General features: G+C 73.2%; 23 protein-coding genes and 1 pseudogene. 8 read left to right on the plus strand and 16 right to left on the minus strand.

Features of this window, described 5'->3' with window-relative positions; all coding sequences use genetic code 11:
* Positions 1-34: 34 nt before the first annotated feature.
* The 3 genes from RLT58_RS04990 to RLT58_RS05000 are packed head-to-tail and all read right to left on the minus strand — an operon-like array spanning position 35 to position 1,370.
* The gene (locus tag RLT58_RS04990) at positions 35-256 is read right to left on the minus strand and encodes a hypothetical protein (protein WP_311309165.1); all 222 of its coding nucleotides are present in this window, start codon (positions 254-256) and stop codon (positions 35-37) included.
* Complete coding sequence (locus RLT58_RS04995) at positions 253-948, minus strand: DUF6338 family protein (RefSeq protein WP_311309166.1); 696 nt, start codon at positions 946-948, stop codon at positions 253-255. The genes RLT58_RS04990 and RLT58_RS04995 overlap by 4 nt, the downstream gene beginning before the upstream one ends.
* On the minus strand, positions 948-1,370 hold the full coding sequence (locus tag RLT58_RS05000) for a hypothetical protein (protein ID WP_311309167.1): 423 nt from the start codon (positions 1,368-1,370) through the stop codon (positions 948-950). Before RLT58_RS05000 ends, RLT58_RS04995 begins: the two co-directional genes overlap by 1 nt.
* A gap of 284 nt (positions 1,371-1,654) precedes the next feature.
* Between RLT58_RS05000 and RLT58_RS05005 the strand changes: the two genes are divergently transcribed.
* The 3 genes from RLT58_RS05005 (at position 1,655) to RLT58_RS05015 (ending at position 7,280) form a co-directional block, all read left to right on the plus strand.
* Positions 1,655-2,506: a hypothetical protein gene (locus RLT58_RS05005; protein ID WP_311309168.1), complete on the plus strand. Its 852-nt coding sequence runs from the start codon at positions 1,655-1,657 to the stop codon at positions 2,504-2,506.
* A 31-nt stretch (positions 2,507-2,537) separates the two neighbouring features.
* A complete protein-coding gene (locus tag RLT58_RS05010; RefSeq protein WP_311309169.1) occupies positions 2,538-4,682 on the plus strand; it encodes a bifunctional serine/threonine-protein kinase/ABC transporter substrate-binding protein in 2,145 nt (714 codons plus the stop codon).
* 225 nt (positions 4,683-4,907) lie between these two features.
* A complete protein-coding gene (locus tag RLT58_RS05015) occupies positions 4,908-7,280 on the plus strand; it encodes a discoidin domain-containing protein (RefSeq protein ID WP_311309170.1) in 2,373 nt (790 codons plus the stop codon).
* Between the two features lie 237 nt (positions 7,281-7,517).
* Here the strand turns inward: RLT58_RS05015 and RLT58_RS05020 are convergent, their stop codons facing one another.
* Positions 7,518-8,645: a glycerate kinase gene (locus RLT58_RS05020; RefSeq protein WP_311309171.1), complete on the minus strand. Its 1,128-nt coding sequence runs from the start codon at positions 8,643-8,645 to the stop codon at positions 7,518-7,520.
* A 119-nt stretch (positions 8,646-8,764) separates the two neighbouring features.
* Here RLT58_RS05020 and RLT58_RS05025 point away from each other — a divergent pair, with 119 nt between their 5' ends.
* Together RLT58_RS05025 and RLT58_RS05030 are read left to right on the plus strand one after the other, a co-directional pair.
* Positions 8,765-9,262: an NUDIX domain-containing protein gene (locus RLT58_RS05025; protein ID WP_311309172.1), complete on the plus strand. Its 498-nt coding sequence runs from the start codon at positions 8,765-8,767 to the stop codon at positions 9,260-9,262.
* A 263-nt stretch (positions 9,263-9,525) separates the two neighbouring features.
* Positions 9,526-10,110 carry a TMEM165/GDT1 family protein gene (locus RLT58_RS05030; protein ID WP_311309173.1) on the plus strand — a complete coding sequence of 195 codons (585 nt, stop codon included), beginning with the start codon at positions 9,526-9,528 and terminating at the stop codon, positions 10,108-10,110.
* Positions 10,111-10,179: 69 nt separating this feature from the next.
* On the opposite strand, the gene RLT58_RS05035 is transcribed toward RLT58_RS05030, so the two are convergent.
* Complete coding sequence (locus RLT58_RS05035; RefSeq protein ID WP_311309174.1) at positions 10,180-10,704, minus strand: methylated-DNA--[protein]-cysteine S-methyltransferase; 525 nt, start codon at positions 10,702-10,704, stop codon at positions 10,180-10,182.
* A complete protein-coding gene (locus RLT58_RS05040; protein ID WP_311309175.1) occupies positions 10,701-12,188 on the minus strand; it encodes an AlkA N-terminal domain-containing protein in 1,488 nt (495 codons plus the stop codon). Before RLT58_RS05040 ends, RLT58_RS05035 begins: the two co-directional genes overlap by 4 nt.
* A 195-nt stretch (positions 12,189-12,383) precedes the next feature.
* Here RLT58_RS05040 and RLT58_RS05045 point away from each other — a divergent pair, with 195 nt between their 5' ends.
* Positions 12,384-12,692, plus strand: coding sequence for a UBP-type zinc finger domain-containing protein (locus RLT58_RS05045; protein WP_311309176.1), 309 nt, complete (start codon positions 12,384-12,386; stop codon positions 12,690-12,692).
* 24 nt (positions 12,693-12,716) lie between these two features.
* On the opposite strand, the gene RLT58_RS05050 is transcribed toward RLT58_RS05045, so the two are convergent.
* Positions 12,717-13,256, minus strand: a complete 540-nt coding sequence (locus RLT58_RS05050; protein ID WP_311309177.1) for an O-acetyl-ADP-ribose deacetylase — start codon at positions 13,254-13,256, stop codon at positions 12,717-12,719.
* A 57-nt stretch (positions 13,257-13,313) separates the two neighbouring features.
* Positions 13,314-14,747 carry a phytoene desaturase family protein gene (locus RLT58_RS05055; protein WP_311309178.1) on the minus strand — a complete coding sequence of 478 codons (1,434 nt, stop codon included), beginning with the start codon at positions 14,745-14,747 and terminating at the stop codon, positions 13,314-13,316.
* A 150-nt stretch (positions 14,748-14,897) separates the two neighbouring features.
* On the opposite strand from RLT58_RS05055, the gene RLT58_RS05060 reads away from it, so the two are divergent.
* Positions 14,898-15,683 carry a nucleotidyltransferase domain-containing protein gene (locus RLT58_RS05060; RefSeq protein WP_311314418.1) on the plus strand — a complete coding sequence of 262 codons (786 nt, stop codon included), beginning with the start codon at positions 14,898-14,900 and terminating at the stop codon, positions 15,681-15,683.
* 9 nt (positions 15,684-15,692) lie between these two features.
* Here the strand turns inward: RLT58_RS05060 and RLT58_RS05065 are convergent, their stop codons facing one another.
* Positions 15,693-16,124: a MarR family winged helix-turn-helix transcriptional regulator gene (locus RLT58_RS05065; RefSeq protein WP_311309179.1), complete on the minus strand. Its 432-nt coding sequence runs from the start codon at positions 16,122-16,124 to the stop codon at positions 15,693-15,695.
* Positions 16,125-16,214: 90 nt separating this feature from the next.
* Between RLT58_RS05065 and RLT58_RS05070 the strand changes: the two genes are divergently transcribed.
* The gene (locus tag RLT58_RS05070) at positions 16,215-17,060 is read left to right on the plus strand and encodes an SDR family NAD(P)-dependent oxidoreductase (RefSeq protein WP_311309180.1); all 846 of its coding nucleotides are present in this window, start codon (positions 16,215-16,217) and stop codon (positions 17,058-17,060) included.
* 15 nt (positions 17,061-17,075) lie between these two features.
* On the opposite strand, the gene RLT58_RS05075 is transcribed toward RLT58_RS05070, so the two are convergent.
* The 7 genes and pseudogenes from RLT58_RS05075 to RLT58_RS05105 all read right to left on the minus strand — a co-directional run bounded on the left by RLT58_RS05075 (position 17,076) and on the right by RLT58_RS05105 (position 25,254).
* On the minus strand, positions 17,076-17,903 hold the full coding sequence (locus RLT58_RS05075; RefSeq protein ID WP_311309181.1) for an inositol monophosphatase family protein: 828 nt from the start codon (positions 17,901-17,903) through the stop codon (positions 17,076-17,078).
* Positions 17,904-17,966: 63 nt separating this feature from the next.
* Entirely contained in the window at positions 17,967-19,832 is a 1,866-nt protein-coding gene (locus tag RLT58_RS05080; RefSeq protein WP_311309182.1) for a gamma-glutamyltransferase family protein, read from the minus strand.
* 68 nt (positions 19,833-19,900) lie between these two features.
* A complete protein-coding gene (locus RLT58_RS05085; RefSeq protein WP_311314419.1) occupies positions 19,901-20,875 on the minus strand; it encodes an ABC transporter ATP-binding protein in 975 nt (324 codons plus the stop codon).
* Positions 20,876-20,940: 65 nt separating this feature from the next.
* Positions 20,941-22,035 (minus strand): ABC transporter ATP-binding protein, encoded by a 1,095-nt coding sequence (locus tag RLT58_RS05090; RefSeq protein ID WP_311309183.1) that lies wholly within the window; start codon positions 22,033-22,035, stop codon positions 20,941-20,943.
* On the minus strand, positions 22,032-22,904 hold the full coding sequence (locus RLT58_RS05095; protein WP_399131828.1) for an ABC transporter permease: 873 nt from the start codon (positions 22,902-22,904) through the stop codon (positions 22,032-22,034). Before RLT58_RS05095 ends, RLT58_RS05090 begins: the two co-directional genes overlap by 4 nt.
* Positions 22,905-22,918: 14 nt before the next feature.
* A complete protein-coding gene (locus RLT58_RS05100; RefSeq protein WP_311309184.1) occupies positions 22,919-23,872 on the minus strand; it encodes an ABC transporter permease in 954 nt (317 codons plus the stop codon).
* Positions 23,869-25,254 (minus strand): annotated as a pseudogene (locus RLT58_RS05105) (ABC transporter substrate-binding protein). Before RLT58_RS05105 ends, RLT58_RS05100 begins: the two are co-directional and overlap by 4 nt.
* Positions 25,255-25,313 lie beyond the last annotated feature (59 nt).

The following is a 25,313-nucleotide window of genomic DNA, read 5'->3' on the forward strand; positions in this document are numbered from 1 at the left end:
TGATCGGGGGCCGGGGCGGGTGGTGCTGGGCGGGCTATCCGGAGTGGTCGGGACCCGGCGTCGTCGGCTCCGGGGATCCGGCGGCCGGGGCGGTGTCCTGCCGGGGGACGGAGACTCCGGCCGGGTCCGACGGGCCCCGGGTCGGTTCGGCCACGGGGGCGCCGGGGGTGTAGCCCCGGTAGTCGCCCTTGCCCCTCTCGGCCAATGCCTTCTCGAAGTCCGTGAGTTCCGGCTCGTCGGGGCGGGACGCGGTCATGTCGGCTCCTCACCGGATCGGGCGGCGGGGACGGCCGCCGGGGTGGTGTCGGGCGGCGGCCCCTCGGTGGGCGGGTGGAGCAGTTCCAGGACATCGGTGTCGGCCGCGCGGATGTGCAGGCCGGCGCTGTCGCGGACGGGCCGCACGAAGCTGCCGTCCGGATTCATCAGCCAGGCGGATTCGAGGTAGATCTCGGGCGGCTGCGGATACGAGGTGGCGTACGACCTGTTCCCGTACCAGCCGCCCACCCAGGCGCCGTCCCGCAGCCGCATGCGGACGAAGCAGGGGCCGGAGCGGCGGAACAGGTGGTCCCAGGCGGTGGGCGTCGAGCCGTAGCGCGCGGGCCGCAGCCGCCGCTGCCAACGCGTGACGGCTGCGGCCGCGAGGGCCGGGACCACGACGAACAGCGCGAGCCCGAGCAGTCCGGCCGACCGGGGCTGCCGGGCGGCGGCCTCCCAGCCACCCGTGCCCGTGTGCCGGGCGAAGCGGACCAGCTGGGGTCCCGCCACGACCAGATACAGGGTGTCCAGGACGACGGAGGCCGCGACGGCCCGCAGCACCCGCTCGCCCAGGTCGCGTTCGCCGGGGACGGGTCCGCGCATCCGCTCCCGGAGGAACTGGTAGGTGATGCCCGGCAGGACGACCAGTACCAGCAGCATGATCTGGAGCACGGTGGAGGGCGCCTGTCCCATCACATGCCCCGCAGCCCCTCGGAGGGGTCCTGCGCGATCAGCCGGGCCCGGCGCGCCCTGACCGCGAGCACGGCGGCCGCCACCGCCGTCGATATCGCCACCCAGGGCCTCGCCGCCACGATCCAGGCGGCGGTGGTCTCCTGGCGGGCGAAGGCGAGGGCCACCAGCAGCCCGCAGAACATCCACAGCCCGCCGGACAGCTTGCTGGGCGCGCTCATCTCCACGAGCAGCAGCAGAGCGCCGAGCAGCGCCGTCACGGCCACCGCCATGGCGAACGGGTCCTCGCCCAGGAGCACCCGGTACTCACCGATGTTCAGCAGGGCGAACACGGTCATCCACTTGGCGCGGCCGAAGCCGATGAGCGGCGACAGGAGGACGAGCGCGAGCACCAGCCCGTACACCACCTGCTCCGGGACATGCATGGACCGTGCCTCCCCCCGCTTCCGGTCCTTCGTCCGATCCTTCGTCGGCCTCAATTTCCTTACGGGAAAGGCTAGTCGGGTCCGCAGTACATCGAGGTCGCTCTTTCGGGTGAATACGGTGTCGGAACAACGGAGCTGGTGTGCGCGGGCGTGGCCAGAGGGCGCGTGCTCGGGCGGGACCGGGTGGCCGGGAGCGCGGAATGAGTACGCGTACCCACTCCCCCGGTGCGTCCCGGCTTCTAGAATCACGGCACTTGCCGGTTCGGGGGACGGGGGTCCATGACATGGGGCTTGTGACGGGGAGACGGCGCACGGGGGCGCCGACGGCGGTCGCGGTGGTGATCGCCGCGGCGGCCGTGCTGCTGGCGGGCTGCGGGGAGACGAAGGCCCGGACGGACGGCGCTCCGCCGCCGAAGCCGTCCGCTCCGGTGAGCGGGAAGGAGTCGCCGGGGCCGTCCGGCACACCGGACTCCGGTCCGACGACCGAGCCGGGCGAGCTGCCGGACGCGTACGACTTCACGCCCGACCCGGCGAAGGTGCCCAAGTCGGCCGCCCGGGCACGGAAGCTGACGCACCGGGCGATGCTGGGGCCCGACGACTGGACGGCCGGCATGGTCGTGCACCAGCCGTACGAGAGCAGCGGTACCTGGACGGTGCTGGAGAGCTCCTGCGTCTGGAGCCGGGCGGGTCTGCCGGACCACGTCCTGGACAGCTTCACCCGGCGGCTCGACGTGCCGGCGGCTGACGGCAAGGGCCGGGTGCAGGGGGCGATGACGGTCACGGTGCACCGGACGGTCGCGGACGCCGACCGGGAGATCAAGGACACCGTGCAGGAGAGCTTCCGCTGCCCGGACCAGGAGCTGGGCGCCGGGCAGCGGCTCAGCGGGCTGATGTCGCTCCAGATGGACCAGAAGGACGTCCGCAACGCGGACGCGTCGCTGTTCGAGGCGGGGAAGTACGAGGGGCCGGGCTCGGGCGGCAGCCATCACTACGTCTGGAGCAAGTCCCGGATCGGCACGGTCACCGCGGCCGTCTCGGTCAAGGGCGCGAAGGGCTACGAGAACACCGATCTGCTGCGGATCGCCGCCGAGGGCGCCGCGAAGATCCTCTACCGGATCGAACTGGCGCTGAAGTGACCGCACTCGAAATTCTGGGGCATTCCCGCTGATGGAACCGTTGCGCTCCACGGACCCGGCGCGTATCGCCGGGTACCGCATCCTCGGCCGGCTCGGTGCCGGCGGCATGGGCGTCGTGGTGCTCGGCCGCTCACCGGGCGGTTCGCTGGCCGCCATCAAGGTGATCCGCGCCGAGTACGCGGACGACGCCGGGTTCCGTACCCGCTTCGGCCGCGAGGTGGCCATCGCCCGGCAGGTCCGCACCCGCTGGGCGGTGCCCGTGGTCGACGCGGACACGGAGGCGGCGGCGCCCTGGCTGGCGACCGAGTTCGTGCCGGGGCCCTCGCTCAGCGAGGCGGTCGGGGCCGGCTCGCCGCTGCCCGAGGGCAGTGTGCGGGCGCTCGGCGCCATGCTGGCCGAGGCGCTGGAGGCCGTCCACGCGGCGGGTCTGGTGCACCGGGACGTCAAGCCGGGCAATGTGCTGCTCGGCCTGGACGGGCCCCGGCTGATCGACTTCGGGATCGCCCGCGCCCTGGACGACACCGTGCTGACGGCGACCGACGCCATCGTCGGCTCACCGGGCTTCCTCTCGCCTGAGCAGGCCCAGGGGCGCCGGATCGGGCCGCCGAGCGACATCTTCTCGCTGGGCTGTGTGCTGGTGTACGCGGCCACCGGGCGGCGGCCTTTCGGCAGCGGTCCGGCCGAGGCGATGCTGTTCCGTACGGTGCACGATCCGGCGGATCTGACGGGGCTGCCCGCCGGGCTGCTGCCGCTGGCCGAGGCGTGTCTGTCCAAGGATCCGGCGCGCCGCCCGGACGCCGGGACGATCCGGCGGGCGCTGGCGCAGGACGCGCCGGGCGGGAGCTGGCTGCCCGCACCGGTCACGCATCTGATCGCCGAGCGTTCGGCGCGGATGCTGAGCCTGCCCGACATCGAGGCGACCCGGCTGGACGCCCGTACCGACGACGCCCCGCACACCACCGCGCAGGTGCCGCAGGCGCAGCCCCGGCGGCGGTTCCTGGCGTACGCGGCCGGGGGCGTCGTCGTCGCGGCCGGCGGCTCGGTCGCGGCCTGGCTCGCGTCGTCCGGAGACGCGCGGACGAAGGGGGGCGGCAAGGACGGCGACGGGAGCCCCCAGGCCCGGCCGGAGCTGCACATCGGGCTGCAGGCGGATCTCACCGGGCCGTCGGCGGCGCTCGGCAAGGGGCAGGAACGGGCGGCGCGGCTGGCGGTCGAGGAGCACAACGCCCGCGCGGACGCGCCGTTCGCGCTGAAGCTGACGTCGGTCGACGACCGGGGCCAGGACGCCCGGGCCGCGGCGGCGGTGCGTCGACTGGCCGCCGATCCGAAGACGGTGGCCGTGCTGGGGGCGACCGGTACCTCTGCGGCGCGGGAGGCGCTGACCGCGTACGACGAGGCCGGGCTGCCGGTGGTCAGCGTGGTCGACGGCGACACCACCCATCTGGGCCGGATCTTCCTCTGCGCCCGTCCCAACGACGCGATGCAGATGCTGCCGGTGTCGCAGTACCTCGGCGCGCACGGCCTGGACGACATCGCGCTGGTGGACAACGGCACGGAGTACGGCAGGCAGGCGACCCGGTTCCTGAGCGAGGCGCTGCGGGGCAACGGCCGTACGGTGCGCGCCGAGACGGTGCGCACGGACGCCCGGGACGTCGGGGCCAGTGCGGCGCGGATCGCGGCCGGGCGGCCCGGGGCGGTGGTGCACGGCGGTGCCTGGCAGGACGCGGCGCGGTTCGCGCGGGCGCTCGCGGACGCCGGGTACCGGGGGCCGAGAATCGCCACCCAGGCGGTGCACGACCCCCGGTTCGTGCGGGAGGCCGGGGCGGCGGCCGAGGGGTGGCTCGTGGTGTCCACCTCGGCCGATCCGGAGACGGTGCCCTCGGTGCGCCGGTTCGCGACGGCGTACCGCAAACGGTTCGGCGCGGCTCCCCCGCTGTTCGCCGCGGAGGCCTACGACGCGGTGGGGCTGATCGCCGCGTGCGCCGAGGGGCTGAAGCGGGAGAAGGTGACGCGGCAGGATCTGCTGCCCGTGCTGCGGACCACCACGTTCAAGGGCGTGTCCAAGAGCTATGCCTTCGAGCCGGCGAACGGAATGTACGCCGGGACGGGCGTGTTCATCTACCGGGTCGAGCGGGGCCGGTTCGGCTATCTGGGCATGGACGGCCGCAGAATCTGACCCGCCGCCACTTCCCCCCACTCGCAAACGACTTGCGCCGGGTGGGGATGCCGTCGCGCCAATTCCCCCTCCAATCCCCGCACTCAACGCATTCCTGACAGGTTTACGTCACAAATTTTAGCTGTGAGAGCGGAATCTTGCGCAGCGCCGTGGACTTCCTTGCGGGGGTGCTCCTAGCCTGTGGGGCGTCCGAAGAGCCCCACGAGCCGCAAGGACGACACCCCTGTGACCCCACCACCCAGACGCCCCCTGCTCAGACGATCCCTGTCCGCCTCCCTCTCGCTGGCCCTCGCCGCGTTCGGCACCGCCGCCGCCGTGGTCCTGACCGGCGCCCCGGCCGCCCAGGCCGCCGGGGTCCCCGCCCCCTCCCCGCTCGCGGTTCCCGGCCGCGGCGCGACCGTTCCGTTCAAGGAGCAGGAGGCCGAGTACGCGGCCACCAACGGCACCCTGATCGGCCCCAACCGCCTCTACGGCACGCTGCCCTCCGAGGCCTCGGGCCGGCAGGCCGTGACGCTGGACGCGGTCGGTGAGTACGTGGAGTTCACGCTCACCGCCCCGGCCAACGCGATGTCCTTCCGCTACTCGCTGCCGGACAACGCCGCCGGATCGGGCCGGGACGCCTCGATCGACGTACGGGTGAACGGCGGATCGCCCAAGGCGGTGCCCGTCACCTCCAAGTACGGCTGGTACTACGGCGGTTACCCGTTCAACAACAATCCGGGCGACACCAACCCGCACCACTTCTACGACGAGGCCCGGACCATGTTCGGGTCCGCCCTCGCCATCGGTACGAAGGTCCGGCTGCAGGTCTCCTCCACCTCGGCCTCACCGTCGTTCACCATCGACCTGGCCGACTTCGAGCAGGTGGCCGCGCCGATCGCCAAGCCCTCGGGCGCCCTCGACGTCGTCGCCGACTTCGGCGCCGACCCGACCGGGGGCGCGGACTCGACCGCGAAGATCCAGGCGGCCGTGGACGCGGGCAGGACGCAGGGCAAGGAGGTGTACATCCCGCAGGGCACCTTCCAGGTCCGCGACCACATCATCGTGGACAAGGTGACGCTGCGCGGCGCCGGTCCCTGGTACTCCGTCCTGACCGGGCGCGACCCGTCCAACCGGAGCAAGGCCGTCGGCGTCTACGGCAAGTACGCCGCGAACGGCGGCAGCAGCAACGTCATGCTCAAGGACTTCGCCATCATCGGCGACATCCGGGAGCGGGAGGACAACGACCAGGTCAACGCCATCGGCGGCGCCCTGTCGAACTCCACCGTCGACAACGTCTGGATGCAGCACACCAAGTGCGGCGCCTGGATGGACGGCCCGATGGACAACTTCACCATCAAGAACAGCCGCATCCTGGACCAGACCGCCGACGGCGTGAACTTCCACTACGGGGTCACCAACTCGACCGTCACCAACACCTTCGTCCGCAACACGGGTGACGACGGACTGGCCATGTGGGCGGAGAACGTCCCGAACGTGAAGAACAAGTTCACGTTCAACACCGTGATCCTGCCGATCCTCGCCAACAACATCGTCACGTACGGCGGCAAGGACATCACCATCTCCGACAACGTCATGTCGGACACCATCACCAACGGCGGCGGGCTGCACATCGCCAACCGCTACCCCGGAGTCAACTCCGGTCAGGGCACGGCCGTCTCCGGCACCACCACGGCGGCCCGCAACACCCTGATCCGGACCGGGAACAACGACTACAACTGGCAGTTCGGGGTCGGCGCGATCTGGTTCAGCGGGCTCAACGAACCGATCAACGCCACGGTCAACATCTCCGACAGCGAGATCCTGGACAGCTCCTACGCCGCGATCCACCTCATCGAGGGCGCGACCAACGGGCTGCACTTCGACAACATCAAGATCGACGGCGCGGGCACCTACGCGCTCCAGGTCCAGGCACCGGGCACGGCCACGTTCACCAACGTCAAGGCCACCCACATCGCGCAGTCCAACCCCATCCACAACTGCGTCGGCAGCGGCTTCCAGATCACCCGGGGCGCCGGCAACTCCGGCTGGTACGCCGACCCGCCGGCCTGCACCGGCACCTGGCCCGACCCGGTGTGGACCAACGGCGGAGTCCCGGGCGACGGCAGCGGCCCGACCGACCCGCCCACGGACCCGCCGACCGACCCGACGGACCCGCCCACCGACCCGCCCGCCGAGACGGGCAACCTCGCCCAGGGCCGCAACGTCACCGAGTCCGGCCACGCCGACGTGTACACCGCGTCCAGGGCCGTGGACGGCGACGCGAACAGCTACTGGGAGAGCACCAACAACGCCTTCCCGCAGACCATCACCGTGGACCTCGGCGCCTCGAAGTCCGTCAAGCGGCTGGTCCTGAAGCTGCCGCCGGCGGCGGCCTGGGCCACCCGTACGCAGACGCTGAGCGTGTCGGGGAGCACCGACAACAACACGTTCAACTCGCTCAAGGCGTCGGCGGGCTACACCTTCAACCCGTCGAGCGGCAACCAGGCGACCGTCACCCTGCCCGGTACGTCGGCCCGCTACCTGAAGCTGACGTTCACCGCCAACACCGGCTGGCCGGCCGCGCAGCTCTCCGAACTGGAGGCCTACACCAGCTGATCCGGCACATGCCGGCCGGCGGGCGGTACGCGCGACGCGTGCCGCCCGCCGGCCGTGGTGCCGGCGGCGGGCGCGGCGCGAATGTCCCCCACCCGCCCGTTCCCGTAACCGGGGCTCCGCCCCGGACCCCGCGCCTCAAACGCCGACGAGGCTGAGACTCCACGTCCGGCCGGCACCCTCAAGCCCCTCCGGCGATTGAGGGGCGGGCCCGGGGCAGAGCCCCTGGTCAGCGGGCCTTCACCGCAGGAAGTCCCGCCCGATCGACTCCGCCACCCGTTCCAGCAGCGGACCCGCCTCGGCCATGCACACCACCGGATCCGGCTCCAGCGCGGTCAGCGCGTACGCGCGGCGGATCCCCGCCCGCCCCAGCGCCTCCGGCGCCAGCGCCAGCCGGCCGCAGACCGCGACGACCTCGATGCCCGCAGCGCGGGCCGCCGCCGCGACCCCGGCCGGGGCCTTGCCGTGCAGGGTCTGCTCGTCGAGCGAGCCCTCGCCGGTGATCACCAGTGTGGCCCGCTCCAGCGCGGGCGCGAAGCCGAGCACGTCGAGCATGACCTCGATCCCGGGCCGGAACCGCGCACCGAGCGCGACCAGCGCCCCGTACCCGATGCCGCCCGCCGCCCCGGCCCCCGGCAGCTCCGCCTGCTCCGGTCCCAGGACGGAGGCGTAGTGGGCGAGCGCCGCGTCGAGCACCGCGATGTCGTCCTCGCTCGCGCCCTTCTGGCGCCCGTAGACCTCCGGCGCCCCCTTGGGCCCGGTCAGCGGGTTGTCGACGTCGCTCGCGAGGACCAGGTCGATCCCCTTGAGCCTCGGGTCGAGCCCGGAGAGGTCCGCCTCGGCGAGAGCGGCGAGCCCGCCGCCGCCCGGCCCGACGGGCTTGCCGTCCGCCTCCAGGAACCGCGCGCCGAGCGCGGTCAGCATCCCGGCCCCGCCGTCCGTGGTCGCACTGCCCCCGACCCCGAACACGACGGTCCGCGCCCCCGCCTCCAGCGCGGCGAGCAGCAGCTCGCCGGAGCCGTACGTGGTCGCCGTGAGCGGGGCGAACACGCCCTCGGGCAGATGCTGGAGGCCGGAGGCCTCGGCCATCTCCACCACCGCGGTGGTGTCGCGCAGCGCGTACGCCGCGGTCACCGGGTCGCCGAGCGGCCCGGTCACCCGCGCCTCGCGGCGCTCGAACCCGGCGGCCACCGCAGCCGCGACCGTGCCGTCGCCGCCGTCCGCCACGGGCAGGGCGTCGACCCGTACCTCGGGGGCGACCCGCCGCAGCCCGGCCGTCACCCGCTCCGCGACCTGCACGGCCGTGAGCGAGCCCTTGAACTTGTCCGCCGCGACGAGCACGCGTGCGGTCACTGCTCCGTCCGCCACCTTGATTTCCTCTGCTTTCGAACAGGCAGTCGCGCCGCCCCGACCCTATCCGGCACACCCCCTCCCTGCCCATGGCCGTCCGGGCTCTGGACCTGCCGGCCAGGCCCTAGGCTGCTCGCGTGACCACCAACGACTACGCCACCTACATCGCCGGACTCCCCAAGGTCCTCGCAGGCGCGGCCTGTGTCTTCCGTGACGCGCGGGGCCGGGTGCTGATCGTCGAGCCGAACTACCGGGAGGGCTGGACGCTGCCCGGCGGCACGGTCGAGTCGGACCAGGGCGAGACGCCCCGCCAGGGGGCGCGGCGCGAGTCGGCCGAGGAGATCGGCCTCGACCTGGAGCCGGGCCGGCTGCTCGCGGTCGACTGGACCCAGGGCCCCGCGCGGCCGCCGATCGTGGCCTATGTGTACGACGGCGGCGTCCTGGACGAGTCGCAGCTGAAGGCGATCCGGCTCCAGGAGGAGGAGCTGCTGTCGTGGCGGCTGGTCGAGCCCGCGGACCTGGACGGCTACCTGCCCGAGCGGCTCAGCAGCCGGGTGCGCGCGGCCCTGGACGCGCTGGGGTCCGGCGCGGGCACGGTGGAGCTGGAGAACGGCAGCCCCGTCGGCAACCGCTGACCGGGCCGCCCCGACCGGGTGCGGTATCGTTGACGGCTGCGAAGGGGAGTAGCCCTGCAAACCGGTCGTCGACACACTGGAACCTCCGGGTTCCCGGTGGCCGGGCTCGTGGATCATGACGGGCGGGCGAGACCTTCGGTCAGGTATGACACGCCCACGCCCCGTGGGCGGTGCCGTCATGCCGGGCCGAGTGGTCCTCCGAAACGCCTCAGCGGCACTTCGCGGAAGATCCGGGGCCCGGCTCCTACAGAAAGCCACCCGGAATGCATCTCGACCCCCTGGCGATCATCACCGCTTTCGGGCTGATCTTCCTCGCGGAACTCCCCGACAAGACGATGTTCGCGTCGCTGGCCATGGGCACGCGCATGCGCCCGCTGTACGTCTGGTTCGGGACGTCGTCCGCGTTCATCGTCCATGTCGCCATCGCCGTCGGGGCGGGCGGCCTGCTCGGCCTGCTGCCCGACTGGATCGTCAAGCTCGTCTCGGCCTGCCTGTTCGCCTTCGGCGCCTTCATGCTGCTCCGGGCCGACGCGGGCGAGGGCGAGGACGAGGACGGCCCGAAGACGGTGACCGGCTTCTGGCCCGTGTACTCGACCGCCTTCATGGCCGTGTTCATCAGCGAATGGGGCGACCTCACCCAGATCACGACGGCCAACCTGGCCGCGAGCAACGGCGCCTGGTCCACCGCGATCGGCTCCGCCGCCGCCCTGATGTCCGTATCGGCCCTGGCACTGCTCGCGGGCCGGTTCATCGCCAAGCGCGTACCGCTCAAGACGGTGCAGCGCATCGGCGGGCTCTGCATGCTGGGCCTGGCGATCTGGACGGTGATCGAGATCTTCACCGGCTGACCCGGGGCAGGAACGGAACACGGCGAAGGGCCCCGCGCGGGTGCGGGGCCCTTCGCCGTACGCGTGCGCCTAGAACAGCCCCGGCATGGTGCCCTCGGTGCCGTTCTCGAAGGCCAGCAGCCGCTGTTTGCGGTCGAGGCCGCCGCCGTAGCCGGTGAGGCTGCCCGAGGCGCCGATCACCCGGTGGCAGGGGACGATGATGCCGACCGGGTTCTTGCCGTTGGCCAGGCCCACCGCCCGGGAGGCACCGGGTCTGCCCAGGTTCTCGGCCAGTTCCCCGTACGAGCGGGTCTCGCCGTACGGGATCTGCTGGAGCTGGTCCCAGACGCTGCGCTGGAACGGCGTGCCGTCCAGGCGCAGCGGGAGGTCGAACTGCCGCAGCTCGCCGGCGAAGTAGGCGTCCAGCTGCCGGACCGCCTCGGTGAAGGGGCGCGGGTCCGGCTCGCCGAAGGTCTCCTCGGGCGGGCGGTGCCGCTGGCCGCTCATGTAGAGGCCGGCGAGGACCCCGTCGGTGGCGACGAGGGTGAGCGGTCCGTAGGGGCTGTCGACCACGGTGTGCTGCCGGGTCGCGGTGCTGGTGCGTGCTGCGGTCACGAGGAACTTCCTTGTGCGGGAAGGTGGTTGATGGGGTGGTCGTCGACGGTCCACAGATACTGCACGGCGTAGGCGCGCCAGGGCCGCCAGCCCGCCGCGCGGGCGGTGAGGGCCGCCGGTGTCGAGGGCAGGCCTAGCTGTTGCGCCGCTCGCCGGATGCCGAGGTCCGTCGGCAGGAAGGCGTCCGGGTCGCCGAGCGCCCGCATCGCGATGACCTCGACGGTCCAGGGGCCGAAACCGGGCAGCGCGGTCAGCTCGGCCCGCGCCTTCTCCCAGTCGGTGTCGGTGCCCAGGCGCAGCGAGCCGTCCGCCAGGGCCCGGACGAGGGTGGTGAGCGTGCGGCGCCGGCTGCCCGGCAGGGCCAGCCGCCCGGGGTCGAGCCCGGCCAGGGCGGCGGGGGCCGGGAAGAGGTGGGTGAGACCGCCCTCCGGGTCGTCCACGGGCGTGCCGTGCGCCGTGACCAGCCGGGCGGCATGGGTCCGGGCGGCGGCCGTGGACACCTGCTGGCCGAGCACGGCCCGGACGGCGAACTCCGGGCCGTCGACGGTCCTCGGCACCCGGCGGCCGGGGGCCTCGTCGACCAGCGGGGCGAGCAGCGGATCGGCGCGCAGTTGCCCGTCGACGGCGACCGGGTCGGCGTCCAGGTCCAGCAGCCAGCGGCACCGGCTGATGGCCAGGGTGAGATCGCGCGGGTCGGTGAGCGAGAGCCGGCAGGCGATGTGGTCGCTCTGCGGGGCCAGCGCGACGATGCCGTGCCCGTGCGGGAGGTCGAGCGTGCGGCGGTAGGCACCGTCGCGCCACTCCTCCACGCCCGGGACGGCGGTCGCGGCGAGGTGCCCGAAGAGGTTGCCGGGGTTGAGCGGTGCGCGGTACGGGAGGCGCAGCGCGATCACGCCGGGGGTGGCGGGCGGCCGGGCGGACCGGGTCGCGCGGGCGCGCAGTTCCCCCGGCGCCAGGGCGAACACCTCGCGGACGGTGTCGTTGAAGGTGCGGATCGAGGAGAAGCCGGCGGCGAAGGCGACCTCGGCCATGGGCAGCGCGGTGGTCTCGATGAGGACCCGGGCGGTCTGCGCCCGCTGGGCGCGGGCCAGGGCGAGCGGCCCGGCGCCGAGTTCCGCGAGCAGCTGGCGCTCTATCTGCCGGGCCGAGTAACCGAGCCGGGTGGCGAGCCCGGGGACGCCCTCGCGGTCGACGACGCCGTCCCGGATGAGCCGCATCGCGCGGGCCACGGAGTCGGCGCGGGCGTTCCACTCCGGCGATCCGGGGCTCGTGTCGGGCCGGCACCGCTTGCAGGCCCGGAATCCGGCCTGCTGGCAGGCGGCGGCGCTCGGGTAGAACGTCATGTTCTCGTCCTTGGGCGGCACAACGGGACAGCTCGGACGGCAGTAGATCCGGGTGGTCAGGACGGCGGTGAAGAACCATCCGTCGAAGCGGGCGTCCTTGGACCGGACGGCCCGTACGCAGCGCTCGGTGTCGGTGTGCATGGCACCAGCATGGGCCACGGTGCGGGCGCGGGGCTGGCGGGAATCCGACATCACGGTCGGACTGCCAGGGCCTGCCCCGGGCCCGGGCGGGGCCCGCCATGAGTTGACAGGCGGCACCCCGGTGAGAGCCTGGAGAGGGCCCCGGATACGTCAGGACACGGAGAACACCGCCACGGAACGCAAGGGAGATCCCACATGACGGACGCGTCGTCCGCGCTGATCTGCTCGCATCTCGACCAGGTGCGGCGCGTCACCCCGGACAGTCCCGATTCCTGTACGCAGTGTGTCGAGCAGGGGGACACCTGGGTGCATCTGCGCGAGTGCCAGGGCTGCGGGCACGTCGGCTGCTGCGACTCCTCGAAGAACAAGCACGCCACCGCGCACAACGCGGCCACCGGGCACCCTCTCATCCGCTCCTACGAGCCCGGTGAGACCTGGTGGTGGTGCTACGAGGACCAGGTGACCTTCGACGTGGAGGGTGTGGGCCCCGCACGGGCGGCCTGAGCGCCCCGCGCCCCCGCAGGGCGCTCAGGCCAGGGCTGCCGCGAGCGCCTCTTCGAACTCCACGTACGCGTGCGCGTCGAACAGCACGAACCGCACCTCCTCGACGGGCGCGGCCGCGCACGCCAGCACCGTACGCACGGCGATGCGGGCCCCGTCGTCCATCGGCCAGCCGTAGATGCCGGTGGAGATGGCCGGGAAGGCGACGGTGCGCGCCCCCAGCTCGGCGGCGACGGCCAGGGATTCGCGGTAGCAGGACTCCAGCAGCGCGGAGCGGTCCTCGGCGCCGCTCCAGACCGGGCCGACCGTGTGGACGACCCAGCGGGCGTCCAGCTTCCCGGCCGTGGTGGCGACGGCCCGGCCCGTAGGCAGGCCCTTGCCGTATTGCGAGGCGCGCAGCTGCCGGCAGGCGGCCAGGATTTCGGGGCCGCCGCGCCGGTGGATCGCGCCGTCCACCCCGCCCCCGCCGAGCAGGGAGGAATTCGCGGCGTTGACGACGACATCGGCGGACTGCCGGGTGATGTCTCCCCGTACGAGGGTGACGGTGACTGCGGAGGGGCTGGGCATGCGGCCCATCATGCCCGTACGGAGGCGTGCCGCGCGGGCGACCGCGCAAGACCGGGGTCAATGGCCGGCGGACGGCCCCGTCTCCCGCAGCCGCCGCCAGACGGCTCTGGCCGCGTGGTGTCCGGACATCCCGTGCACGCCGGGGCCGGGCGGGGTGGCCGAGGAGCAGATGAAGACCGCGGGGTGCGCGGTCGCGTACGGCACCCGGGCGAGCTTGGGGCGGATCACCGTCTGCAGTCCGGAGAAGGCGCCGCAGGCGATGTCGCCGTCCACGTAGTTCGCGTTGCGGGCGGCGAGCTGGGGCGGGCCGGTGACCGCGCGGGCGAGCACCAGGTCGCGGAAGCCGGGGGCGAACCGCTCCAGCTGGCGTTCGATGACGTCGGTGGCATCGCCCCGCCAGCCCGCCGGGACATGTCCGTACACCCAGAACACCTGCTTGCCCTCGGGGGCGCGGGTGGGGTCGACCAGGCTGGGCTGGGCGGTGATCAGAAACGGCACGCGCGGGTCGCGGCCTCCGACGGCGGCGCGCAGCGCGGAGTCGATCTCGGCGGCCGTGGGGCCGACATGGACCGTGCCGGCCCTGCGGGCCTCCGGGGCGGTCCAGGGGACCGGGCCCGACAGCGCGTAGTCGATCTTGAAGCAGGAGGCGCCGTAGCGGTAGCCCCGGTAGGCGTGACCGAGCCCGGCGATCCTGGCCAGCGCCGTCGGGGAGGTGTCGAAGACATAGGCGCGGGCCGGCGGCAGTTCGTCGAGCCGCTTGACCTCCGTGTCCGTACGGATGGTGCCGCCCTGTTCGCGCAGGTAGGAGGCGAGGGCGTCGGAGATGGCCTGGGAGCCGCCGCGCGGCACCGGCCAGCCGCGCTCGTGGGCGGCGAGCGCGAAGAGCAGCGCGACACCGCCCGTCGCGAGACCGGTGCCGGGCGCTATGGCGTGGGCGGCAAGGCCGGCGATCAGACCGCGCGCCTTCGCGTCCCGGAAGCGGCGGGACAGCAGCGCGGCGGGCTGGATCGCGTCGAGGCCGAAGCGCGCGTAGCGGTACGGGTCGCGGGGCAGTCCGTCCCACGGGGTGCGCAGGAAGTCCTGGGCGAGGGTGTCCCAGTGGCCGAGATAGGGGGCGACCAGCCGTCGGTACGCCCCGGCGTCCCGCGGCCCCAGCGCCATCGCCGTCTCCCCCACCGACGCGGCCAGCACGGCGGCGGAGCCGTCCGGGAAGGGGTGGGCGAGGGCGAGCCTCGGCTGAAGCCACTCCAGGCCGTGCCGGGCGAGCGGCATCGCGTCGAAGGCGGGCGAGCCGATGCCCAGGGGGTGGACCGCCGAGCAGGGGTCGTGGCGGAAGCCGGGGAGGGTGAGCTCCTCGGTGCGGGCTCCGCCGCCGACGGCGGGCCCGGCTTCGAAGACCTCCACGGCGAAGCCGCGGCGGGCCAGTTCGACCGCGGCGGTCAGTCCGTTGGGCCCTGCCCCCACGACGACTGCATCGAGCATCGACGGCACCTTCGGACTCCTTTGTCAGCCGACGGTCTGAGCACCCAGGATATTCACAGGCACCGACAGCACGGGGGCGGGTAGGGTCCCCGTCCGATGAGCGACGAGAAGCCCACCCGGCCGCCGGACGATTCCGTACTGCGCCGCCGGATCGACGACATGGCCGGACGGCTCACCGAACTGCCCGGGATCCGGGCCGTGGTCCTCGGCGGCAGCCGGGCCCGGGGCACCCATCGCCCCGACTCCGACTGGGATCTGGGCCTCTACTACCGGGGCACCCCGGACACCGCCGCCCTGGCCGCGCTGGCCGGTTCCTTCCAGGGCTCCCCGGTCGAGGTGGCCGGGCCCGGGGGCTGGGGGCCGTGGGTCAACGGCGGGGCCTGGCTGCGCGTGGACGGGGTGCAGGTCGACTGGATCCTGCGCGATCTGGACCGGGTCGAGGAGGTCTGGTCGGGCTGCCGGCAGGGGCGCTACGAGGTGGGCATCCAGCCCGGCCATCCGCTGGGGTTCTGGTCGCCCGCCTATCCGGGCGAGGTCGCCCTCGGCCGCGTACTCGCCGATCCGCACGGCGAGCTGACGGCGCTTCAGCGGCAGACGGCCCACTACCCGGAGCCGCTGCGGCAGGCGCTCGCCGAGGCGGCCTGGGAGGCAAAGTTCTCGGTCGCGTCGGCCCGCAAGTCGGCCCCGGCGGGCGACCGGCTGCATGTCTCGCTCTGCCTCTCGCGGGCCTTCGGCATCCTGGCCCAGTCCCTGCACGCCCACCACCGCACCTGGTGCCTCAACGAGAAGGGTGCGCTGGCGGCGGCCGCCGCCCTGCCGGACACCCCCGCGGACTTCGAGGAGCGGACCGGCGAGGCGCTGCGGGGGCTGGACCCTGCGGCGGTGGAGACGGCCGCCGGGGTCGTACGGGACGTGCGCGCGGTCCTGCGGACGACGGCGGGCTGACCGGGCGGCTCAGTCGCGCCGGATGGCGGTGACGCAGCGGGCGAGCAGTTCGCGCAGGGTGTCGCGCTCCTCGGGGCTGAACTCGTCCGCGATGCGGCGTTCGATCCGTACCGCCTGCTCGTCGGCCAGCCGCAGGGTCCGGGTCCCGGCCTCGGTCAGCCGGGTCTCCAGCATCTTCTGGTGCCACGGGTGGGCGGACCTGACGATCAGCCCGCGTTCCTCCAGGTGCTTGAGCACCGCCGCCATCGCCTGAGGCGTCACCAGACACGCCCGTGCCAGGGCCGCCCCCGAGATCCCGGGGTTGTCGGCGAGCGCGAACAGCGCCGCGTACTGCGCGACGCTCAGATCGGCGCCCCTCAGTGCGGCGCTCTTGGCTGCCATGAGGGCCTGTTCTGCGCGTTTGATGTCCGCGCCGAGGCGGTCGCCGGCGGTCATTCCCATGCCCGCGAGCGTACAGCCACGGGCATACAGCAGAAGACGAACATGAGACAGGCATGGTGTTCATATCAATGTCTTGATATAACTCAGCCCATGAACACAACCGGCGCGGAAACGCGTTACGACGGAACCGTCCTCATCACCGGCGCCACCCAGGGCCTCGGGCTCCACCTCGCACGCGACCTGGCCGGGCGCGGCGCGACGCTGCTGCTGCACGGCCGCGACCGCGAGCGGCTCGACCGGGCCGCCGCCGAGGTCCGCGGGATCTCGGCCGGGCGCGGCGAGGTCCGCACCTATCTCGCCGATCTGTCCGACCTGGACCAGGTCCGCTCCCTGGCCGCCGCCGTCCGGGCGGCCGAGCCCCGGCTCGACGCCCTCGTCAACAACGCGGTGGCCGGCGGCGGTGCGGAGCCGCTGCGCCGCGAGCTCAGCGCCCAGGGGCATGAACTCCGGTTCGCCGTGAACTATCTGACGCCGTATCTGCTGATCCGCGAGCTGCTTCCGCTGCTGACCGCCTCGGCGCCGGCGCGGGTGGTCCAGGTGGCCTCGGTGGGCCAGTCACCCGTCGACTTCGACGACGTGATGATGGAGCGGGGCTACGAAGGTCTCGAGGCGTACTGCCGGAGCAAGCTCGCGATGATCATGTCGACGTTCGACCTGGCCGCCGAGGAGACGCCGGGCAGCGGGGTCACCTTCAACGCGCTGCACCCGGCGCATCTGATGGACACCGAGGGGGTGCGGGCGTACGGGCTGACACCGGCCGTCCCCGTCGAGGAGGGGGTGCGTCCCACGGTCCGGCTGATCACGGACCCGGCCCTGGCCGAGGTCAGCGGCCGGTACTTCGACCGGTTCACGGACTCGGCCGCGCACGACCAGGCCTATGACCCGCAGGCCCGCAAGCGCCTCGCCGCACTGACCCGTGAGCTGCTGGAGCTCTGAAAGGAGTACCGCCGCTCAGAGGTCCGCGCGCAGCGCGGTCAGGATGCGGTCGGCCGTCGCGCGGTCGCGGGCGGCGGTGAAGGGCAGGTCGTTGCCACCGGTCACACGGAACGGCGCGCCGGACAGCGTGGCCTGGGTGCCGCCCGCCTCGGTGACCAGGAGCAGCCCCGCCGCGTGGTCCCACGCGTACTCCCAGTTGAAGGCGATGCCGTCCAGGTCGCCGCGGGCCACGGCGAGGTATTCGAGGCCCGCCGAGCCGCAGGGGCGGGCCTCGATGCCTTCGGTGCGCAGGCCGAGCAGGGCCCGCTTCTGCGCGTCGGTGGTGTAGTCGGGGTGCGACATCGCGACGCGGAGCACCGCGCCGGGGGCGGGCGAGCCGGACCGTATCGGGGTGCCGTTGACCGTCGCGCCCTTGCCGCGCACGGCGACGGCCAGTTCGTCGCGGGCGGGGGCGAACGTCCAGGAGGCCAGCAGCTCGCCGCGGTGGGCGAGGGCCACCAGGGTGCAGAAGCCCGTCTCGCCCCGGACGAACTGGCGGGTGCCGTCGACCGGGTCGACGATCCACACGGGCGCGTCGCCGCCCAGCGCCCCGTACACCTTCGGGTCGGCGTGGACCGCCTCCTCGCCGACGACTACGGAGCCGGGCAGGATCCGGCTCAGGGAGGCGGTGAGGTGCTCCTCGGCGAGCCGGTCGGCGGTCGTCACGAGGTCGTGCGGGCCGTTCTTCTCGATGATCTCGTGGGCGGCGAGCTGCCGGTGGCGCGGCATGATCTCGGCGGCGGCCGCTGCGCGGACCGCCGCCTCGACCTCGGTCAGGTCTCCGGCAAGAAAGTCATCGATCATGCCCCCAGCTAAGCACGGGCGCCGCGGACGCCGGCGACCCGGTCATGACCGGAAGGTGGCCGGTCAGCGTCCGACGGCGTACCCCTGCATGCCGCGCGGGTTCGCCGCCGCCGAGAGCACCCCGGTCTCCGGGTCGCGGGCGACCGCGCACATCCGGCCCTCGGACCAGGCGTCGCCGACCGTGACGTCATGGCCGCGCCGGCGCAGTTCCTCGACGACCCCGGGGTCCATGCCCGCCTCGACGGTGACGCTGCCCGGGCGCATTCCGCGCGGGAAGAACGAGCCGGGGAAGCTGTCGTTGTGCCAGTTCGGGGCGTCGATGGCGCCCTGGAGGTCGAGGCCGCCGCGGACCTCGGAGCGCAGGGCGACCGCGAGGAAGAAGTGCAGCTGCCACTGGTCCTGCTGGTCGCCGCCCGGGGTGCCGAAGGCCATCACGGGGACGCCGTCGCGCAGGGCGAGGGACGGGGTGAGGGTGGTGCGCGGGCGCCTGCCGGGGGTGAGGGTGTTGGGCAGTCCCTCGTCCAGCCAGGCCATCTGGAGCCGGGTGCCGAGCGGGAAGCCCAGCTCGGGCACCACCGGGTTGGACTGGAGCCAGCCGCCGCTGGGGGTGGCGGAGACCATGTTGCCCCAGCGGTCGACGATGTCGACATGGCAGGTGTCGCCCCGGGTCGCGCCGTTCCCGGCGACCGTCGGCTCGCCCGCCCGGTCCGCCGTGGCGGTCGGCTCCCCCGCGCCCTCCTTGGCGACGGTCGGCTCGCCGACGCCGGCGGCCGGGATGCCCATCGCGTCGAAGCCGGACTCACCGGCGGCGACCGCGTGGGCGTGGGCGCTCAGCACGGGGGTGCGGCCGTCGGGGCTGCCCGGACGCAGTTCGTGCGAGGCCTCGTCGGTGATCAGGGCGCGGCGGGCGGTGTTGTACGGCTCGGAGAGCAGCGCGCCGAGCGGTACGTCGGCGGCGTCGCCGTACCAGGCCTCGCGGTCGGCCATGGCGAGCTTGCAGCCCTCGATGAGCAGGTGGACGTAGGCGGCGGAGCCGTACGCCGGCAGCTCGGCGGGGAGGAGGGCGAGCTGCTGGAGGAAGGCGGGGCCCTGGCTCCAGCCGCCGGCCTTGGCGAGCGTCCAGCCGTTCCAGTCGTACGTGGCGGGGGCCTCGTAGGACGCGGACCAGCCGGCGAGGTCGGCGGCGGCGAGGGTGCCGGTGTGGCGGGTGCCGCTGGTGTCCATGGTGGGGACGGCGGCCTGGCGGACCAGTGCCTCGGCGATGAAGCCTTCGCGCCAGACGGCGCGGGCGGCCTCGATCTGCGCGCTGCGGTCGTCGCCGCCGGTCTCCTCGGCCTCGGCGATCAGCCGGCGCCAGGTCGCGGCGAGTGCGGGGTTGCGGAACAGCTCGCCGGGCTGCGGGGACCTGCCGCCGGGCAGGTAGACATCGGCGGAGGTCCGCCACTCGGTCTCGAAGAGCTCGCGGACGGTCTCGACGGTCTGGCCGACGCGCTCGACGGGCGCGTGCCCGTCCTCGGCGTAGCCGATGGCGTACCGCAGCACCTCGGCGAGGGTCTTGGTGCCGTGGTCGCGCAGGAGCAGCATCCAGGCGTCGAAGGCGCCCGGCACGGCGGCGGCGAGCGGTCCGGTGCCGGGGACGAGGTCGAGGCCGAGCGCGCGGTAGTGGGCGGTGGTGGCCCCGGCGGGGGCGGGGCCCTGGCCGCACAGCACCCGCACCTCGCCGTCCTTCGGCGCGAGGATCATGGGGACCTCGCCGGCCGGCCCGTTGAGGTGGGGTTCGACGACGTGCAGGACGAATCCGGCGGCGACTGCGGCGTCGTAGGCGTTGCCGCCGTCCTCCAGGACGGCCATCGCGGACTGCGAGGCGAGCCAGTGGGTGGAGGACACCATGCCGAAGGTGCCCTGGAGGGTGGGCCGGGTGGTGAACACGGATGCGGCTCCTTGCTGCGACGTGCGGGGTTCTTGTGGCCGGTGGTCCGGATGGTACGTACGGGAGGTCAGCCGGCCGCGTCCGGGGCGGTGCCGTCGTCGGTGACGAGATGGCAGGAGACCTGGCGGCCTCCGGGCAGCTCGCGCAGGGCGGGGACCTCGGTGCGGCAGCGCTCGGTGGCGAGCGGGCAGCGGGTGTGGAAGCGGCAGCCGGGCGGAGGGTCCAGGGGGCTGGGCAGCTCGCCGTGGAGCACGATGCGTTCGCGCGAGCGCTGGAGTGCCGGGTCGGGGACGGGCGCGGCGGAGAGCAGCGCCTGGGTGTAGGGGTGCTTGGGGGCGGCGAACAGGTCGGCGGTGGAGGCCTGTTCGACGATCTGGCCGAGGTACATCACGGCGATCCGGTCGGCCAGGAATTCGACGGCGGCCAGGTCGTGGGTGATGAACAGGCAGCCGAAGCCGCGGTCGCGCTGGAGGTCGGCGAGCAGGTTGAGGACGGATGCCTGGACGGAGACGTCGAGCGCGGAGGTCGGTTCGTCGGCGACGACGAGGTCCGGGTCGCAGGAGAGCGCGCGGGCGATGGAGATGCGCTGGCGCTGGCCTCCTGAGAGCTCGTGCGGGTGGCGGTCGGCGTGCTCGGGGCGCAGTCCGACCTGGGCGAGGAGCTGCTCGACGCGTTGGCGCACGGCGGCGCCCCGGGCCCGGCGGTGCAGCCTGATCGGCTCGGCGACGATCTGGCCGATGGTCATGCGCGGGTCGAGCGAGGAGGAGGGGTCCTGGAAGACCAGGTGGAAGTCCTTGCGCAGGGGGCGCAGGGCGCGTCGCGACAGGTGGGTGATGTCGGTGCCGTTGATGTGGACGGTGCCGCCGGTGGGTTCGTCGAGTCGTACGGCGCAGCGGCCGACGGTCGACTTGCCGCTGCCGGACTCGCCGACCAGGCCGACGACCTCGCCGCGCCCGATGGTGATCGAGACGCCGTCCACGGCCCGGACGGTGCCTCCGCCGGAGGCGCCGAAGTGCCGTTCCAGGGCGTCGATCCGCAGCACGGGCTGCTGGGGGTCCGCGGTGTCCCCGGCGCTGTCGCGCGGGGCGGGGGCGGTCTGTGCTGCGGTCACTGTCCGGCCTCCTGGTCGGTTCGGGCGAGCGGGGCGGGGGTGGCCGGGCGGGCGTCGGTCGTCTCGTCGGCGGCGTACGGGTGCCAGCAGGCGGCCCGGTGCGCGGCGTTCGTCCCGGCGGTGCGGTCCACGGCCCGGAAGCCGGGGCGGCCGGCCGTACAGCTGTCGTCGGCGCGGCCGCAGCGCGGCGCGAAGGTGCAGGCGTCGGGCTGGCTGTCGAGGCTGGGCACCAGGCCGGGGATCTCGGGCAGCCGGCGCTTGCCCTCGCCGCCGGGGCGCAGGACGGCGCCGAGCAGGCCCCGGGTGTAGGGGTGCCGGGCGGTGGCGAACAGGTCGTGGACGGGGGCCTGTTCGACGGAGCGTCCGGCATACATCACCAGGACCCGGTCGGCCGCGTCGGCGACCACGCCGAGGTCGTGGGTGACCAGGACGATGGCGGTGCCGAGCCGTTCGCGCAGCGACTGGAGGACTTCGAGGATGCCGGCCTGCACGGTGACGTCGAGCGCGGTGGTGGGTTCGTCCGCGATGAGGACGGAGGGGTCGCAGGCGACGGCGATGGCGATCATCACCCGCTGGCGCATCCCGCCGGAGAGCTGGTGGGGGTATTCGTCGATACGGCTGCGCGGGGCGGGGATGCCGACCAGGTCGAGGAGGTCGACGGAGCGCTCCCGGGCCTCCTTGCGGCTGAGCCCCTGGTGCCTGCGGAGCACCTCACCGATCTGCCGGCCGATGGTGAGGACCGGGTTGAGGGAGGTCATGGGCTCCTGGAAGATCATCGCGATGTCCTTGCCGCGGATCTTCCGGAGCGCCTTCTCGGGCGCGCCGACCAGTTCCCGGCCGCCGAGCCGGATGGAGCCGCCGAGGCGGGCGGTGGGCGGGAGCAGGCCCATCACGGCCATCGAGGTGACGGACTTGCCGCAGCCCGACTCCCCCACGACGGCGAGGACTTCGCCGGGGTGCAGGTCGTAGGAGACACCGTCGACGGCGTGCACGGTGCGGGTGTCGGAGCGGAAGGAGACGGACAGGTCGCGGACGCTCAGGACGGGTTCGCGCACCGGTTCCGGTGCGGGTGCGAGCACGGTCTCGGTCATCGGGTGCCTCCACGGGGGTCGAGGACGTCGCGCAGTCCGTCGCCGAGCAGGTTGAAGGCCAGGGTCGCCGCGACGATCGCCAGGCCGGGGAAGACGGCGAGCCAGGGAGCGGGGGCCAGGAAGGACTGGGCGCCGGAGAGCATCACGCCGAGGGAGGGGTCGGGCGGCTGGACACCGAGGCCGAGGAAGCTGAGCAGCGCCTCGCCGATGATGGCGGCCGGGATGCCGACGGTCGCCTGGACGATCAGGGCGGAGGTGGCGTTGGGCAGGATGTGCCGGAAGAGCACGGTCCCGTCGCCGCCGCCGTTGGCGATGGCCGCGCCGACGTAGTCGACGTGCTTGAGCCGCAGTGTCTCGGCCCGGGTGATGCGGATGACGGCGGGGATCTGGGAGATGCCGATGGCGATGGTGGCGTTGGTGAGGGAGGGGCCGAGGATCGCGGCCAGGCCGACGGCCAGCACCAGGAACGGGAAGGCGAGCATGGTGTCGGTGAGCCGGGAGACGGCGCCGTCGGCGAACCTGCCGTAGTAGCCGCCGACGAGGCCCAGCGGTACGCCGACGACGAAGGCGAGCACGACGGCGACGAGGCCGACCTGCATGGAGGCGCGCGCCCCGAACACGATCCGGGAGAGCTGGTCGCGTCCCAGATCGTCGGTGCCGAGCCAGTGGGACCCGCCCGGCGCGGCCAGGACGTTACCGAAGTTGGGCTGGGAGGGGTCGTACGGGGCGATCAGCGGGGCCAGGAGCGCGGCCAGGACGAAGACGGCCGCGATGACGCCGCCGGTGAGGGCGAGGCGGTTCCTGCGCAGGGCGCGCAGCCGTCCGCCGCCGGTCCGCCTCCTGGCGGTGGGCGGGACGGTGGGGAGCACTGGGGTCGCTGTGGTCACCGGGCACCTCCGAGCCGGATGCGCGGGTCGATGACCGAATAGACCACGTCGACCAGCAGGTTGATGAGGATGTACGCGGCGGAGGTGCAGAGCACCACGGCCTGGAGCGTCGCGTAGTCGCGGGTGAAGACGGCGTCGATGGTGAGCTTGCCGAAGCCGGGCAGGACGAAGATCTGCTCGGTGACGACCGCGCCGGAGATCAGGTGCCCGAGTTGGAGGCCGAGCACGGTGACGACGGTGACCAGCGAGTTGCGCAGGGCGTGGCCGCCGACGACGGACCGCTTGGACAGCCCCTTGGCGCGGGCGGTGCGCACGTAGTCGGCGGAGAGCGAGTCGAGCATCGCGGCCCGGGTCTGGCGCATCACGACGGCCGCGAGTCCGGAGCCGAGCACGATGGCGGGCAGCACCATGCGGCGCAGGTTGTCGACCCGGTCGGTGCCGAAGGGTACGTAGCCGGAGGCGGCGAACACCGGGAGCGCGATGGCGAATCCGAGGACGAGCACGATGCCGAGCCAGAAGGTGGGGATGGAGAGCCCGATCAGCGCGATCACGTTGGCGATCCACTCCTCGGGCTTCCCGCGCCGCACGGCGGCGACGACCCCGGCGCCGATGCCGAGGACCACGGCGAGCAGCAGCGAGAGCGCGGCCAGCTCCAGGGTGACCGGGAGGGCCTGTCCGATGGCGTCGGAGACCGGGAGCCCGGTGCGCGAGGAGGTGCCGAGGTCGCCGGTGAGGGCGTGCCCGATGAACCGGGCGTACTGCACGACGAGGTTGTCGTCGAGGCCGTACGCCGACCGGATCGCGGCGAGCGCCTCGGGGCTGCGCTCCTCGCCGGCGAGGGCGAGGGCCGGGTCGCCGGGCAGGGCCCGGATGCCGGCGAACACCACGACGGAGACCAGGAAGAGGGTGATCAGGGACTGGCGCAGGCGCGTCAGCAGATATTTCGTCATCGGGTGTACCCCGCAGTCGTGACCCGGACCAGTCCGTCGCCGTAGACGCGGATGCCCGCGACGTCCTTGGTGGCGACGACGTAGTTCTTCTGCCGGTAGAGGTAGATGAGGGCGTGGGCGTCGTTGACCCGCCGGGTGAGTTCGTCGTAGATCTCGGTGCGCCGGGCCGGGTCGGAGACGGTGCTGCCCTCCGCGATGAGCTTGTCGATCGCGGGGTCGCCGAGTCCGTAGGCGTTCATGGCGCCGGCGGTCCTGAGGAAGTTGGAGACGTTGCCGTCGGGGTCGAGCCGGCCGGACCAGCCGCTGGTGAAGACGTCGTAGTTCCCGTCGTCGGTCTCCGAGAGCATGGTGGCGTACTCGGTGGGCCGCAGCGAGAGGTCGAAGCCCGCCTCCTTGACCATGGCCTGGAGGACCTGCCCGACGCGCCCCTGTTCGGGGGTGGTGGAGGTCTTCAGCTCGATCCTGAGCGGGGTCTTCACCCCGGCCTCCTTCAGGAGCTTCCTGGCCTTGGCGACGTCGCGCCCGGGGCAGTCGGCCGGCTTGATGCCGGGGGCGATGGCGGACTGCGGGGAGATGGGACCGCAGGCCGGTTCGTACATGCCCTGGAAGACGACCCTGTTGAGGGTGTCGCGGTCGATGGCCAGCTCGAACGCCTCCCGGACGCGTACGTCACGGGCGATCGGGGTGTCGAGCTTTCCGGGCTTCTTGCCCAGCCCGTCGACGTTGCCGACGTTGAGCCCGATGCCCTGGTAGCCGAGGGAGGGCGAGTTGAAGAGCTGGAGCTTCGGTTCGGTGAGGGCGCTCTGTACGTCGACGGGGCCCATCTGGTCGCCGACCTGGAGGTCGCCGGAGCGCAGGTTGGCCAGCCGGACGTTGCCGTCGGGTATGGGCTTTTAGACGACGCCGTCGAGGTGGACCTTGTCCGCGTCGTAGTAGTGCGGGTCCTTCTTCAGCACGATCCGGTCGCCGCCGACCCGCTCGACGAAGCGGAAGGGGCCGACGCAGGAGGGGTGGTTGGTGAAGTTCTTCCCGTACTTCTTGAGCGCGGTCGGTGACATCACCATCCCGGCCCGGTCGGCGAGGACACCGGTGAGCGGTACGTAGGGCTGCTTGAGCCTCATCCGCACGGTGTAGCGGCCGGTGGCCTCGATGGAGGTGACCGGGGCGAGTTCGGTGCCGCGCGCGGATCCGGGCAGATCGCGGTGGCGCAGCAGCGAGGTGACGACGGCCGCGGCGTCGAGCCGGGTGCCGTCGCTGAACGTCAGGTCGTGCCGCACCTTCAGGGTGACGGTGCGGCCGTCGGACGAGGTGGTGGGGAGTGCGGCAGCGAGCTGCGGCACGAGCGCCCCGCTCCGGTCGATGTCGTAGAGCTTCTCGCACATGCCCGCGAAGACCGTGCGGCCGACGAGGGTCTGGGCGAGTGTGGGGTCCAGTTTGTCCG

This window comes from Streptomyces sp. ITFR-16 (assembly GCF_031844705.1).
Taxonomy (GTDB): domain Bacteria; phylum Actinomycetota; class Actinomycetes; order Streptomycetales; family Streptomycetaceae; genus Streptomyces.